Annotated in this window: 11 protein-coding genes; 3 read left to right on the top strand and 8 right to left on the bottom strand. The window is 55.8% G+C overall.

Annotation, left to right across the window (positions count from 1 at the left end; all coding sequences use genetic code 11):
* The first annotated feature begins 13 nt into the window (after positions 1 to 13).
* Together G163CM_RS15280 and G163CM_RS15275 are read left to right on the top strand one after the other, a co-directional pair.
* On the top strand, positions 14 to 256 hold the full coding sequence (locus G163CM_RS15280; protein ID WP_231825537.1) for a type II toxin-antitoxin system RelB/DinJ family antitoxin: 243 nt from the start codon (positions 14 to 16) through the stop codon (positions 254 to 256).
* Positions 246 to 536 carry a type II toxin-antitoxin system RelE family toxin gene (locus G163CM_RS15275; RefSeq protein ID WP_231825536.1) on the top strand — a complete coding sequence of 97 codons (291 nt, stop codon included), beginning with the start codon at positions 246 to 248 and terminating at the stop codon, positions 534 to 536. The genes G163CM_RS15280 and G163CM_RS15275 overlap by 11 nt, the downstream gene beginning before the upstream one ends.
* Here the strand turns inward: G163CM_RS15275 and nrdG are convergent.
* The 5 genes from nrdG to treR form a co-directional block, all read right to left on the bottom strand.
* Positions 533 to 997 (bottom strand): anaerobic ribonucleoside-triphosphate reductase-activating protein, encoded by a 465-nt coding sequence (nrdG, locus tag G163CM_RS15270; protein WP_231825535.1) that lies wholly within the window; start codon positions 995 to 997, stop codon positions 533 to 535. The genes G163CM_RS15275 and nrdG overlap by 4 nt on opposite strands.
* Positions 998 to 1095: 98 nt before the next feature.
* Positions 1096 to 3234: an anaerobic ribonucleoside-triphosphate reductase gene (gene nrdD, locus G163CM_RS15265; protein WP_231825534.1), complete on the bottom strand. Its 2139-nt coding sequence runs from the start codon at positions 3232 to 3234 to the stop codon at positions 1096 to 1098.
* A gap of 382 nt (positions 3235 to 3616) precedes the next feature.
* The gene (treC, locus tag G163CM_RS15260) at positions 3617 to 5272 is read right to left on the bottom strand and encodes an alpha,alpha-phosphotrehalase (protein ID WP_231825533.1); all 1656 of its coding nucleotides are present in this window, start codon (positions 5270 to 5272) and stop codon (positions 3617 to 3619) included.
* Positions 5273 to 5323: 51 nt separating this feature from the next.
* Entirely contained in the window at positions 5324 to 6742 is a 1419-nt protein-coding gene (treB, locus tag G163CM_RS15255) for a PTS trehalose transporter subunit IIBC (RefSeq protein WP_231825532.1), read from the bottom strand.
* Between the two features lie 131 nt (positions 6743 to 6873).
* Positions 6874 to 7821, bottom strand: a complete 948-nt coding sequence (gene treR / locus G163CM_RS15250; RefSeq protein WP_015966136.1) for a trehalose operon repressor TreR — start codon at positions 7819 to 7821, stop codon at positions 6874 to 6876.
* Between the two features lie 389 nt (positions 7822 to 8210).
* Between treR and mgtA the strand changes: the two genes are divergently transcribed.
* Positions 8211 to 10919 carry a magnesium-translocating P-type ATPase gene (gene mgtA, locus G163CM_RS15245; protein WP_231825531.1) on the top strand — a complete coding sequence of 903 codons (2709 nt, stop codon included), beginning with the start codon at positions 8211 to 8213 and terminating at the stop codon, positions 10917 to 10919.
* 95 nt (positions 10920 to 11014) lie between these two features.
* Here mgtA and ridA read toward each other — a convergent pair whose 3' ends face one another.
* From ridA to pyrB, 3 genes are all read right to left on the bottom strand, one after another.
* Positions 11015 to 11401, bottom strand: a complete 387-nt coding sequence (gene ridA, locus G163CM_RS15240) for a 2-iminobutanoate/2-iminopropanoate deaminase (RefSeq protein WP_015966134.1) — start codon at positions 11399 to 11401, stop codon at positions 11015 to 11017.
* Between the two features lie 73 nt (positions 11402 to 11474).
* Complete coding sequence (gene pyrI / locus G163CM_RS15235; protein ID WP_015966133.1) at positions 11475 to 11936, bottom strand: aspartate carbamoyltransferase regulatory subunit; 462 nt, start codon at positions 11934 to 11936, stop codon at positions 11475 to 11477.
* A 12-nt stretch (positions 11937 to 11948) separates the two neighbouring features.
* Positions 11949 to 12884 (bottom strand): aspartate carbamoyltransferase, encoded by a 936-nt coding sequence (pyrB, locus tag G163CM_RS15230; RefSeq protein WP_015966132.1) that lies wholly within the window; start codon positions 12882 to 12884, stop codon positions 11949 to 11951.
* Positions 12885 to 12887: the final 3 nt, after the last annotated feature.

The raw sequence follows: 12887 nt of genomic DNA, 5'->3' as shown, positions 1-12887 counted from the left end.
TTCTGGAGGCACAATGGCGACCATCAACGTCAGACTTGACGATCAACTCAAAAAAGAGGCATACGCCGTGCTGGAAAAACTCAACATCACTCCCACGGAAGCTGTGCGATTACTGTTTCAGTATTTGGCGGATAATGGGCGGATGCCGGTAAAAAACGTCACCATCAGCGACAGTGAAGAAGCGCTGCTGCATTCTGTCAGGGAAAGATTGGCCGCTCCGCAAGAGGCCGTTAAGGTCAGGTTGGATGATCTATGAACTGGCCTTTGACCCGAGGGCGTTAAAAGAGTGGCAAAAGTTAGGTGCTACTGTCCGGGAGCAATTTAAAAAGAAACTGAAGGTAGTTTTGCTTCATCCGCGCAATGAAGCTGACAGGTTACGAACGTTTCCCGATTGCTACAAAATCAAACTAAAGGCTTCCGGGTTCAGGCTGGTTTACCAGGTGCAAGAGGCCCAGGTCACGGTACTGGTGATAGCGATTGGCAAGCGGGAGAAATCTGCCGTTTATCAGGATGCTGACAAACGGCTTGAAGACTAGCGCAGGTGGTGCACCACCTGATTGCTGCTGCCGCGCCAGATAAGTGCCGGGTCTTTTAAATCCTGCACAAACTTACCGTCAACCAGCACGTTGATGAGGTTGACCACCTCCATTTGCGCGGCGTTTAGCTCGTCCAGTTTGTAGCCGGTCCACACCCAGATATCCTTCCCCTGGCATTCCGCATGGATGCGTTTGACCAGCTTGAGGATCTCGGGCACGTTTTGCGGATGCAGCGGGTCGCCGCCGGAGAGTGAAATGCCCTGACGTTTCACGCGCGTGTCGTTGAGATCGGCGATGATGCGGTCGGCCATTTCGGTGGTGAATGGCATGCCTGAATTCACGCGCCAGGTGCTTTTGTTATAGCAGCCGGGGCATTCGTGAACGCAACCTGCCACAAACAGCGTGCAGCGTGTGCCGGGGCCATTGACGATATCGACGGGGTAGTACTGATGGTAATTCATGGTTGTTTGCCATGCCGGATGGCGGCTGCGCCTTATCCGGCCTACAGAGAGTGTAGGCCCGGTAAGCGTAGCGCCACCGGGCATAAAACCGCAGAGGATTAACCTATCTGCCCGTTGCCGAGATGTTTCACGCGGCGTTTCACTTCTTCCTGCTTACCGGCGTTAAACGGACGCGCATCCGGGCTGCCTAAGTAACCGCACACGCGGCGGGTGACCGACACGCGGGAGGCGTCATGGTTACCACATTTCGGGCAGGTGAAGCCTTTGCTGGTACACTCGAACTCACCGGTGAAGCCGCACTCATAGCATTCATCGATCGGCGTGTTGGTGCCGTAGTACGGCACGTGCTGGTAGCTGTAATCCCAGACATCTTCCAGCGCTTTCAGGTTGTGCTGAATGTTCGGGTACTCGCCGTAGCAAATGAAACCGCCGTTCGCCAGCGGCGGGTACGGGGCTTCAAAGTCGATTTTGTCGTAAGGGTTAACTTTTTTCTCAACGTCTAAGTGGAAGCTGTTGGTGTAGTAGCCTTTATCGGTGACGCCAGCTACCACGCCGAATTCAGCGGTGTCGAGGCGGCAGAAACGATCACACAGGTTTTCACTTGGTGTGCTGTAGAGGCTGAAGCCGTAGCCGGTTTCCTCTTTCCACTGGTCAACGGCCTGGCGCAGACGCTCAACGATCGCCACACCTTTCGCGCGCAGGGCTTCGCTGTCGTATACGTGCTGATTACCAAACAGCGCGTTGATGGTTTCGTGAATACCGATATAGCCCAGCGAGATAGACGCACGACCGTTTTTGAAGATTTCAGAAACGTCATCGTCAGCCTGCAAACGCACGCCACACGCGCCTTCCATATACAGGATCGGGGCCACGCGCGCTTTCACGCCTTCCAGACGCGCGATGCGCGTCATCAGCGCTTTACGCGCCAACACCAGACGTTCGTCCAGCAGTTTCCAGAACGCGTCTTCATTGCCTTTGGCTTCCAGCGCGATGCGCGGCAGGTTCAGGCTGATGACGCCGAGGTTGTTGCGGCCATCGTGGATCTGCTCGCCGTTTTCGTTTTCCCACACGCCGAGGAAGCTGCGGCAGCCCATCGGGGTTTTGAACGAACCAGTCACTTTCACGACCTGGTCGTAGTTCAGGATGTCCGGATACATGCGCTTGCTCGCGCATTCCAGCGCCAGCTGTTTGATGTCGTAGTTAGCATCGCCCGGTTTGTGGTTCAGGCCGTCGCGGATAGCGAACACCAGTTTCGGGAACACGGCGGTTTTACGGTTTTTGCCGAGGCCCGCAATACGATTACGCAGAATGGACTGCTGAATCAGGCGCGATTCCCAGCTGGTGCCGAGGCCAAAGCCGAAGGTGACGAACGGCGTTTGGCCGTTGGCGGTATGCAGCGTGTTGACTTCATATTCCAGCGACTGGAAGGCGTCGTAGCACTCTTTTTCCGTACGGGAATGGGCGTAGCCTTCGGCGTCCGGAATCTGCCACTCTTCAGCGGTCTGGCGATGTTTATTGAAGCTGGCGGTCACGAACGGGGCCAGGACTTCATCAATACGGTTGATGGTGGTGCCGCCATAAATGTGGCTGGCAACCTGCGCGATGATCTGCGCGGTAACGGCCGTTGCGGTAGAGATGGATTTCGGCGGCTCGATTTCCGCGTTACCCATTTTAAAGCCCTGCGTCAGCATCCCTTTCAGGTCGATCAACATGCAGTTGAACATCGGGAAGAACGGGGAGTAATCAAGGTCGTGATAGTGGATAACACCACGTTCGTGCGCCATCACCACGTCATGCGGCAGCAGGTGCTGACGGGCGTAGTGTTTCGCGACGATACCGGCCAGCAGGTCACGCTGGGTTGGGATCACTTTACTGTCTTTGTTGGCGTTTTCATTGAGCAGCGCCGAGTTGGTCTGCTCAACCAGGCCGCGAATCTCTTGGTTCAGGCGGCCACGCTTTTCACGCTGGCTGTCGCGGTCATGGCGATATTCGATATAGGCGCGCGCCAACTGCTTGTACGGGCCAGACATCAGCTGGTTTTCAACCGCGGTCTGGATCTCGTTGATATCAACCTGGCTGCGGCCTTTCATCAGCTCGCTTACGATTGCCGCGACGGTGGCGCAATAGTCTGCGTCATCGACTCCCGCTGCTTTAGCGGCACGCAGGATAGCTTCCTGGATGCGCTCTGATTTGAACGGCACTTTACAGCCATCGCGTTTCATCACATGCGGTGTCATGATCACTCCATTATAAAAACAGGTTATCCACAGAACTGAAGTCGGGGCGGGGGCGAGATTTACAAAGCCTGCCCGCGTGTTAGCGCTTCTCCAGCCAAATTTATCCACATATCACCCCCTTTCTTCATCGGAAGGGTATGGTGATATTGTAGACGATAAACCCAATATGTTGGGTCGGCGAGCATTCTAAGGTCTATATATAGTGATTTGCATCAAACAAGTTTGCGATTTTATTGATGTAGGACAAAGTAAAAATCGAAGCGTACAGATGGCGGGCGCTAGACGTAATGTAAATATCTAAGCATTTCCTGGTGCTTAAAATTTCAACAAAAACAGCAGGATTAGTTGAAATCCGGCGGCGTTGTGCCGCCGGACAGGCGAGTTAATTTTGTATCCACCAGACCGCTTCAAAAGGCCGTAGCGTCATTTCTGACGGGGCGCTTGCCACTTCGTCATAGTTACTGATTAAGGCCGCCCAGTCACCGTGAGGGACGTCTGGCTGCCAGTGCTGAAGTTCCGCGCTGAGGTTAGCGACAACCAGCAGCGTTTGCCCCTGCCACTGGCGGCGATAGCACCACAGGGACGGGTGATCGGGCAGAAGATCCTGATAATCGCCCCACGTCAGAATCGGCGTGGTTTTACGTAGCGCAATTAACTGCTGATAGGTGTAGAACACCGAATTCGGATCGTTCAACGCTGTATCGACGTTGATCGCCTCATAGTTGTCGCACAGAGCGATCCACGGCGTGCCGGTGGTGAATCCACCGTGCGCTTCGCCATTCCATTGCATCGGCGTGCGGCTGTTATCGCGTGATTTACTGGCGAGGATCGCCAGCAAGGTTTGCGCGTCCTGGCCCTGCGCTAACCGCTCGGCGAACATATTGTGGCTCTCGACGTCGCGGTAGTCGGTTATCTGCGTGAAATGCGGGTTGGTCATGCCAATCTCTTCGCCCTGATAAACATAAGGCGTGCCCTGCATGCCGTGCAGCACCATGGCCAGCATTTTGGCGGCGGGCAGGCGATACTCGCCTTCATCGCCAAAGCGCGAAACAATGCGCGGCTGATCGTGGTTACACCAGAACAGCGCATTCCACGCGCGGTTGTGCATGCCCTGCTGCCAGTGGCTGAACAGCGCTTTCAGGGCGACGTAGTCCGGCTTTGCCAGCGTCCACTTCTCGCCGCCGGGGTAGTCCACCTTCAGGTGGTGGAAGTTAAAGGTCATCGACAGTTCGCGACCATCCAGCGCGGCGTACTGCTGGCAATTTTCCAGCGAGGTTGACGACATTTCGCCGACGGTCATCAGCTCGCGTGGGGTAAAGACATCGCGGCTCATCTCCTGTAAGAACTCGTGAGCGCGCGGGCCATCGGTATAGAAGCGACGTCCGTCACCGTCCGGGTCGGAAGGGAATGCCTGATCTTTTGAAATCAGGTTCACTACATCAAGACGCAGGCCATCGACACCACGATCGGCCCAGAACTCGCACACTTTTTTTAGTTCGGCGCGCACCGCCGGGTTTTCCCAGTTGAGGTCCGCCTGCTCTGGCGCAAACAGGTGCAGGTAATATTGTTCGCTCTCGGCGTGCCACTGCCAGGCGTTGCCGCCAAATTTCGAGCGCCAGTTATTGGGCGGGGTGCCCGGTTCGCCGTCACGCCAGATATAAAATTCGCGGTACGGGCTCTCTTTATTCAGCGATTCGCGGAACCAGGCGTGCTGCGTGGAGGAGTGGTTGAGCACCATATCCAGCACGATACGAATACCGCGTGCTTTGGCCTCGGCCACCAGTTCATCGAAATCGTCCAGCGTACCGTAGGCCGGGTCGATGGCGGTGTAATTCGCTACGTCGTAGCCGTTATCAACCTGCGGCGAGACATAAAAAGGGGTCAGCCAGATGGCGTCTACACCCAGCGTCTTCAGATAGTCGAGGCGATAGGTTACGCCGCGCAAATCACCGGTGCCGCTGCCGGTCGTGTCCTGAAAACTCTTTGGATAAATCTGGTAAATAACGCCGTTCTGCCACCAGTGGGGAAGAATATTCATAGTGCTGTCCTGAAATGCGAAGGGGCGCAAGAGCGCCCCAAAGTGAAAACATTAAACAATCTGTAAGGTGCCCTGACGGTGTTTACGCTGGTAAACCACCGAGGTGAGGATGATAGGAATAACGATGGCAATCAGCATCGCCAGGCTAAAGACCTGCCAGTAGGTCGGCTGGATGGAGAGAATACCCGGCAGACCGCCGACGCCAATACCGTTCGCCATTACACCGCTCAGGCCGCACAGCAGGCCCGCAAGGCCGGAGCCTACCATCGCGCACAGCATCGGGAAACGATACTTCAGGTTGATGCCGTACATGGCCGGTTCGGTTACGCCAAGGAAGGCGGAGATAGCGGCAGGCACGGAAATTTCACGCTCGTTCTGCTTGCGGCTGCAAATAATGATGCCTACTACCGCCGAAGCCTGCGCAATATTAGAGAGCGCAATCAGTGGCCAAACCGGCGTGCCGCCCATGCTTTGAATCATCTGCATGTCGATAGCAAGTGTCGTCTGGTGAACGCCGGTAATGACCAGCGGAGCGTACAGGAAGCCGAACAGCGCAGCGCCAACCGGCGCGAAGCTACCGGTCATCAGGTGACGCACGGCAAAGGCGACGCCATCACCAATCATACGGCCAAACGGGCCGATAAAGGCGTGAGCAAGGAAGACCGCCAGAATCAGCGAGCAGACCGGCACAATCACCAGATAGAGGTAATCCGGTACGATGCGTTTCATGCGCGTTTCAATATAGCCGAGCGCCAGACCCGCCAGCAGCGCCGGGATCACCTGCGCCTGATAGCCCACTTTCGCGATGGTAAACAGGCCGAAGTTCCACACCTCCGGCACCTGTTGGCCCAGAAGGTAGGCGTTCATCAATTGCGGGGAGACCAGCGTAACGCCAAGCACGATACCCAGAATCGGCGTACCGCCCATTTTGCGCACCGCCGACCAGCAGATACCCACCGGTAAATAGAAGAAGATGGCTTCGCCAATTAGCCATAAGAAATCGTAGATGCTTTGCAGCGACGGGTACATTTGCGCCAGCGTCTGGCCGTTGCTCATCGGCAGGTCGCCGATCACGTTGCGGAAACCGAGGATCAACCCCCCGCTGATCAGCGCCGGAAGCAGCGGGAAGAAGATCTCCGCGAAGTGCGAGATCATGCGTTCATGCCACTTCATGTTCTGGCGCGCCGCCAGTTTGGCCTGTTCTTTATCTGCCGCCGCCTGGCCGGTTGAGGCGATCAGTGCCTGGTAGTAATCGCCGACTTCAGTGCCAATGACCACCTGAAACTGCCCGGCGTTGGTGAAGCAGCCTTTTACCATCGGCAGTTCTTCGATGGCTTTTGGATCGGCTTTCGCCGGGTTGTTGAGGACAAAACGTAAGCGGGTAATGCAGTGGCTGACGGTGGCGATGTTATCGCGTCCGCCGACCAGCTCGATAAGTTTATCGATGTTCTGCTGATTTATTTTACTCATTATGAAAACCTCAGTGCCGAGGAGAGATATTGTGTTGATGACCTGAGCAGTAGCCTATCCGTTAACCGATTTTTGGAAAATGGGAACGTTCCCGAAACGCAGCGAGGATCACATAATTTACGCGTTCAGGCTTAGATGAGGTTGGCGGGAATAATAATCTGACGCGGTTCGGCGCGTCCGGTTACCTGGCCTATCAGCTGTTCTGCCGCCTGGCGTCCGGCGTCGGCATAGCCGGGATCGACGGTGATAATTTCCGGGTGCAGGAACTTCATCAGCGGCGTGTTGCCGACGCTGGCGAGTTGCACGTTATCCATGCGTTCCTGCTGGAAATATTTACTCGCGCCCAGCGCCAGCGTATCGGTGGCGCACAGCAGAGCGGTAGTGTCCGGCGTCATCACTTTGCTGGCATATTCAAAGCCCTGCTTCATGGCGAGGCCGGGCAGCGCGGCAACCGGGTTAAGTTTATGTTTTTTGCAGAAGGCGAGATACGCATCGTGGCGACGCTTGCCGGTGGTGACGTCGCTGTGGGGGACGCCAAGGTAGCTAATGTGGCGATGCCCCTGGTCGTAGAGGCGCTGCATCAGGATGTTGATGGCGCCTTTATCGTCATAACAAACCGAGGCGAAACCTTTGGCATCGCGCGCCACCATCACCAGCGATGACTGCCAGTTAGCCAGCATGGTTTCGCTGACGCCGGTAAAACCAAACAGCACCACGCCGTCGATGTTACGTCGCTTCAGCATGCCGAGATGTTCTTCCACTTTCTCCGGCGAGAACTGGCTTTCCATCATGATGGGGTCGTAACCCTGTTCGTAAAACACCGGTAGCATGGTTTGTACGGCAAGATTTTCTGAAAGGGAATCGAGACGCGTGACGATAATGGCGACCACTTTATCGCTCTGCCCGCGCATCGCACGCGCGGAGCGGGAAGGGGAGAAACCGTGCTGGTTCATCACTTCTTCAACACGTTCACGAGTACGATCGCTGACGCCGCTTTCATTATTCAGCACGCGGGAAACGGTCGATTTTCCCACTCCGCTCAGGCGTGCAATATCTTTAATGGTCAGCCGGTTCTGCATCTCGTTTTCCATGTTAATAAAATGTTATTTCAGACTAAGTGTTTCATCCTACGCAAACAATGTGCAATGAGCAAAGTCTGGTTTACGTTCGGTTTAGTTGCCGGGGGGTATTATACCGCCCGAACTGGCACAAACATTATGGTTTTATACGTATAATGTGCGGCGCTATTAATCATTCATCTTACCGGAGGCCGTATGGATCCCGATCCCACCCCTCTCCCGCACGGGAGCGTAATTTTCCGGTAAGTCAGTTTTCGCTGCCTTACCGAACACGTGAGGCAGTGACATCCCCGATGTCCCTGTAGAAAAATTAAGTGCCTGACAGGCAAGAACTTATTGCGCCTGTCAGCCGAGCTGCGTCCGTATTTTACGGATGCGGGGGACGTTTTATGCTGAAAAATATGACCCGGCAGCTGCTTGCGCAGCTCAGCCGCCACCTGCCACGCCGTTTAGTCCAGCGCGACCCGATGCCGGATGGCAAAAATCTCTCTGGCGTTCCAATGCCGGATTCTCTGAGCCAGCACTGCCTGAATGTGGCAATGATGGACGAAGAGGCCGTATGGCACGCTTATGGTACGCATCCGGAAGGGCTCAACGAGGCCGAAGTTAACGCGAAACGCGAGCGTTACGGCGATAACCAAATCCCGGCGCAGAAGCCCGCGCCGTGGTGGGTTCACCTGTGGAGCTGCTACCGCAACCCGTTCAACCTGCTGCTGACGGTGCTCGGCATCGTCTCTTACTCGACGGAAGATCTCTTCGCCGCTGGCGTGATTGGGCTGATGGTGGTGATCTCCACGCTGCTTAACTTTGTGCAGGAAGCGCGTTCCACGAAAGCCGCCGACGCGTTAAAAGCAATGGTGAGCAATACCGCCACCGTGCTGCGGGTGGTGAATATTCAGGGCGAAAGCCGCTGGTGTGAAGTGCCGCTCGACCAGCTTGTACCCGGCGATATCGTTAAGCTGTCCGCAGGCGATATGATCCCCGCCGATCTGCGTATCGTGCAGGCGCGCGATCTTTTCGTCGCTCAGGCATCGCTCACCGGCGAATCACTGCCCGTTGAAAAAGTCGCGCGCAGCCGTGACCCACAGCAGGCTAACCCGCTCGAGTGCGATACCCTCTGCTTTATGGGCACCACCGTGGTGAGCGGCTCGGCGCAGGCTATCGTCACGGCGACGGGCGGTCACACCTGGTTTGGTCAACTGGCCGGGCGCGTCAGCGAGCAGGAAAGTGAGCCGAATGCGTTCCAGAAAGGTATCAGCCGCGTCAGTATGTTGCTGATTCGCTTTATGCTGGTGATGACGCCAATCGTGCTGCTGATCAACGGCTACACCAAAGGCGACTGGTGGGAAGCGGCGCTGTTTGCGCTGTCGGTTGCCGTCGGCTTAACGCCGGAAATGCTGCCGATGATCGTCACCTCAACGCTGGCGCGCGGGGCGGTGAAACTCTCTAAACAGAAAGTGATCGTTAAGCATCTCGACGCCATTCAGAACTTTGGCGCGATGGATATCCTGTGCACCGATAAAACCGGCACCCTGACGCAGGATAAAATCGTGCTGGAAAATCATACGGATATCTCTGGTAAAGCCAGCGAGCGCGTGCTGCATACCGCCTGGCTCAACAGCCATTATCAAACCGGGCTAAAGAATCTGCTGGATACCGCCGTGCTGGAAGGCGTGGATGAAAACGCCGCGCGCGAGCTTTCCGGGCAGTGGCAGAAAGTGGATGAGATCCCGTTTGATTTCGAGCGTCGCCGCATGTCGGTGGTGGTGAGCGAACGTCCGTCCGTGCACAAACTGATCTGCAAAGGCGCATTACAAGAGATCCTCAACGTCTCGACGCAGGTGCGCCATAACGGCGAAATCGTCCCGCTGGACGAAACCATGCTCCGCCGCATTAAACGCGTCACCGACACGCTTAACCGTCAGGGGCTGCGCGTGGTGGCGGTGGCGAGCAAGTATCTCCCCGCGCGTGAAGGCGACTACCAGCGTATTGATGAATCCGACCTGATTCTGGAAGGCTACATCGCGTTCCTCGATCCGCCGAAAGAGACCACCGCACCGGCGCTGAAAGCGCTGAAAGAGAGCGGTATTACCGTGAAAATCCTCACCGGCGACAGCGAGCTGGTGGCGGCGAAAGTGTGCCATGAAGTGGGGCTGGACGTTGGTGACGTGGTGGTCGGCAGCGATATTGAGACATTAACTGACGACGAACTGGCGGCGCTGGCGCTGCGCACCACGCTGTTTGCTCGCCTGACGCCGATGCATAAAGAGCGCATCGTAACGCTGCTGCGCCGCGAAGGGCATGTGGTCGGCTTTATGGGTGACGGCATCAACGATGCGCCTGCATTGCGTGCGGCGGATATCGGGATTTCTGTCGATGGCGCGGTGGATATCGCCCGCGAAGCCGCCGATATCATTCTGCTGGAAAAAAGCCTGATGGTGCTGGAAGAGGGGGTTATCGAAGGCCGCCGTACGTTCGCCAACATGTTGAAATACATCAAAATGACGGCAAGTTCCAACTTCGGTAACGTCTTCAGCGTCCTGGTGGCGAGCGCCTTCCTGCCGTTCCTGCCGATGTTGCCATTACACCTGTTGATTCAGAACCTGCTGTACGATGTATCCCAGGTGGCGATCCCGTTTGATAACGTCGACGACGAGCAGATCCAGAAACCGCAGCGCTGGCAGCCGTCTGAACTGGGGCGTTTTATGATCTTCTTCGGGCCGATCAGCTCCATCTTCGACATTCTGACCTTCTGCGTGATGTGGTTTGTCTTCCACGCCAACGTGCCGGAAGCGCAGACCCTGTTCCAGTCCGGCTGGTTCGTGGTGGGGTTACTGTCGCAGACGCTGATTGTGCATATGATCCGCACGCGCCGTATTCCGTTCATCCAGAGCCGCGCCGCCTGGCCGCTGATTATCATGACGCTGGTGGTGATGGTTGTCGGTATCGCGCTGCCGTTCTCGCCGCTGGCGGGATATTTGCAGCTGCAGGCGCTGCCGCTCTCCTACTTCCCGTGGCTGATTGCGATTCTGGCGGGGTATATGACGCTGACGCAGATGGTGAAAGGGTTCTTTAGCCGTCGGTACGGCTGGCAGTAAAACGTAGCCGGGTGGCGCTGATGCTTACCCGGCCTACGCGCGATATGCCGTAGGCCTGATAAGCGTAGCGCCATCAGGCGCTTGCCGCGTCGTGATTAGCGACGTACCGCAATCGCTTCAATTTCAATCTTCACGTCTTTCGGCAGACGCGCGACTTCCACACATGAACGTGCCGGGAAGGTAGCGTTGTGCTCGGTAAAGAATGCTTCGTAAGTGGCGTTAACGGTCGCGAAATCATTCAGATCTTTCACGAAAACGGTAGTTTTCACGATGTCGCCAACTTTCAGGCCTGCAGATTCAACGATCGCTTTTACGTTATCCAGCGACTGACGCGCCTGAGCGGCGACGTCTTCCGGCACTTCACCGGTTTTCGGATCCACCGGGATCTGACCAGAAGTGATGATCATGCTACCCAGATCAACGCCCTGAACGTATGGGCCGATAGCGGCTGGTGCATTTTCCGTCGCGAGTACTTTGCTCATGTTTTCTCCAGAATTACAGCGTTAAGAATGTTCCCGGCCATTATAGCAGCCGGGATTTCATTACCAACCTCAATTAGTTGGCCAGCACCACATAATGGGAAAACTCTTTTTCGCAGTATTTACATTTGAGTGCGATGTCATCTGCGCGTTTTTTCACTGCAAAGCTGGATGAAACCGGTTCGGCATGGCTAATGCAGTTGCTGTTCGGGCAAACCAGCACGTTATCAATACGTTCCGGCAAGCTTGGTCGTGATTTCCCAACCACTTCGTACTCTTCAATACGGTTAACTGTCGCCTGCGGTGCATAGAGCGAAAGCTGGTTAACCTGTTCATCGGTCAGGAACGTATTTTCGATTTTAATCAGATCCTTGCGGCCCATCTCGCCGGAAGGCAGGTTCAGGCCGATGGTGATGCGTTGGTCTGTCTCGGTCAGTTTAAACAGCGTCAGCAGCTTAAAGCCCACCTGTGCCGGGATATGGTCGATTACCGTGCCACGTTTAATGGCTTCCACCTGAAGTTTGTTATCGTGTGTCATAGTCATTTCCCCTTACAGATCCAGGTCGCGAGTCAGAACCAGTGCCAGTAACGCCTGGCGAGCGAAGATACCGTTGCCAGCCTGCTGGAAGTACCAGGCGTGCGGCGTTTTATCGACATCCGTGGTGATTTCGTCAATACGCGGCAGTGGGTGCAGCACTTTCATGTTGTCGCGCGCGCCTTCCAGGTCGGCGGCGCGCAGCACGAACTGCGCCTTCACGTTGGCGTATTCTGACGGGTCCAGACGCTCTTTCTGCACGCGCGTCATATAAAGGATATCCACTTCCGCCATCACTTCTTCAATGGCGCTGTGCAGGCTCCAGGCAATGCCTTTCTCATCGAGCATATCCAGGATGTACTGTGGCATCGCCAGTGCATCCGGGGCGATAAAGTAGAAGCGGTTGCCGTTAAATTTCGCCAGCGCCTGGGTCAGGGAGTGAACGGTACGGCCATATTTCAGGTCGCCGACCATCGCCACGTTGAGATTTTCCAGGCGGCCCTGCGTTTCCTGAATGGTGAAGAGGTCGAGCAGCGTTTGCGTTGGATGCTGGTTAGCGCCGTCACCGGCGTTTAACACCGGAATGCCGCCGGAGAACTCGGTCGCCAGACGCGATGCACCTTCCTGCGGATGACGCATCACGATGGCGTCGACGTAGGTGCTAATCACCGAAATGGTATCCGCCAGCGTTTCGCCCTTTTTACCCAGCGAGGTGTTGTTGCTGTCGGAGAAACCAACCACGCTCGCGCCCAGGCGATGCATTGAGGTTTCAAACGACAGGCGGGTACGGGTTGACGCCTCGAAGAAACAGCTGGCAATCACTTTGTGCTTCAGCAGTTCCGGTTGCGGGTTTGCTTTCAGCTTTGCAGCGGTAGCCAGTACCAGTTCCAGATCGTCGCGACTGAGGTCGTTGATGGAAATGATATGTTTTTGATACAGCGGATTAGCCATGTT

Origin of the sequence: Pseudocitrobacter corydidari, assembly GCF_021172065.1 — a bacterium.
GTDB classification, from domain to species: domain Bacteria; phylum Pseudomonadota; class Gammaproteobacteria; order Enterobacterales; family Enterobacteriaceae; genus Pseudocitrobacter; species Pseudocitrobacter corydidari.
This window is presented reverse-complemented; position numbering and strand designations above follow the sequence as displayed.

Excerpts from the sequence above, each read along its gene's own strand:
- G163CM_RS15280 (WP_231825537.1), top strand. The coding sequence starts at position 14 with ATGGCGACCATCAACGTCAGACTTGACGATCAACTCAAAAAAGAGGCA.
- G163CM_RS15275 (WP_231825536.1), top strand. The coding sequence starts at position 246 with ATGATCTATGAACTGGCCTTTGACCCGAGGGCGTTAAAAGAGTGGCAA.
- nrdG (WP_231825535.1), bottom strand. The coding sequence starts at position 997 with ATGAATTACCATCAGTACTACCCCGTCGATATCGTCAATGGCCCCGGC.
- nrdD (WP_231825534.1), bottom strand. The coding sequence starts at position 3,234 with ATGACACCGCATGTGATGAAACGCGATGGCTGTAAAGTGCCGTTCAAA.
- treC (WP_231825533.1), bottom strand. The coding sequence starts at position 5,272 with ATGAATATTCTTCCCCACTGGTGGCAGAACGGCGTTATTTACCAGATT.
- treB (WP_231825532.1), bottom strand. The coding sequence starts at position 6,742 with ATGAGTAAAATAAATCAGCAGAACATCGATAAACTTATCGAGCTGGTC.
- treR (WP_015966136.1), bottom strand. The coding sequence starts at position 7,821 with ATGCAGAACCGGCTGACCATTAAAGATATTGCACGCCTGAGCGGAGTG.
- mgtA (WP_231825531.1), top strand. The coding sequence starts at position 8,211 with ATGCTGAAAAATATGACCCGGCAGCTGCTTGCGCAGCTCAGCCGCCAC.
- ridA (WP_015966134.1), bottom strand. The coding sequence starts at position 11,401 with ATGAGCAAAGTACTCGCGACGGAAAATGCACCAGCCGCTATCGGCCCA.
- pyrI (WP_015966133.1), bottom strand. The coding sequence starts at position 11,936 with ATGACACACGATAACAAACTTCAGGTGGAAGCCATTAAACGTGGCACG.
- pyrB (WP_015966132.1), bottom strand. The coding sequence starts at position 12,884 with ATGGCTAATCCGCTGTATCAAAAACATATCATTTCCATCAACGACCTC.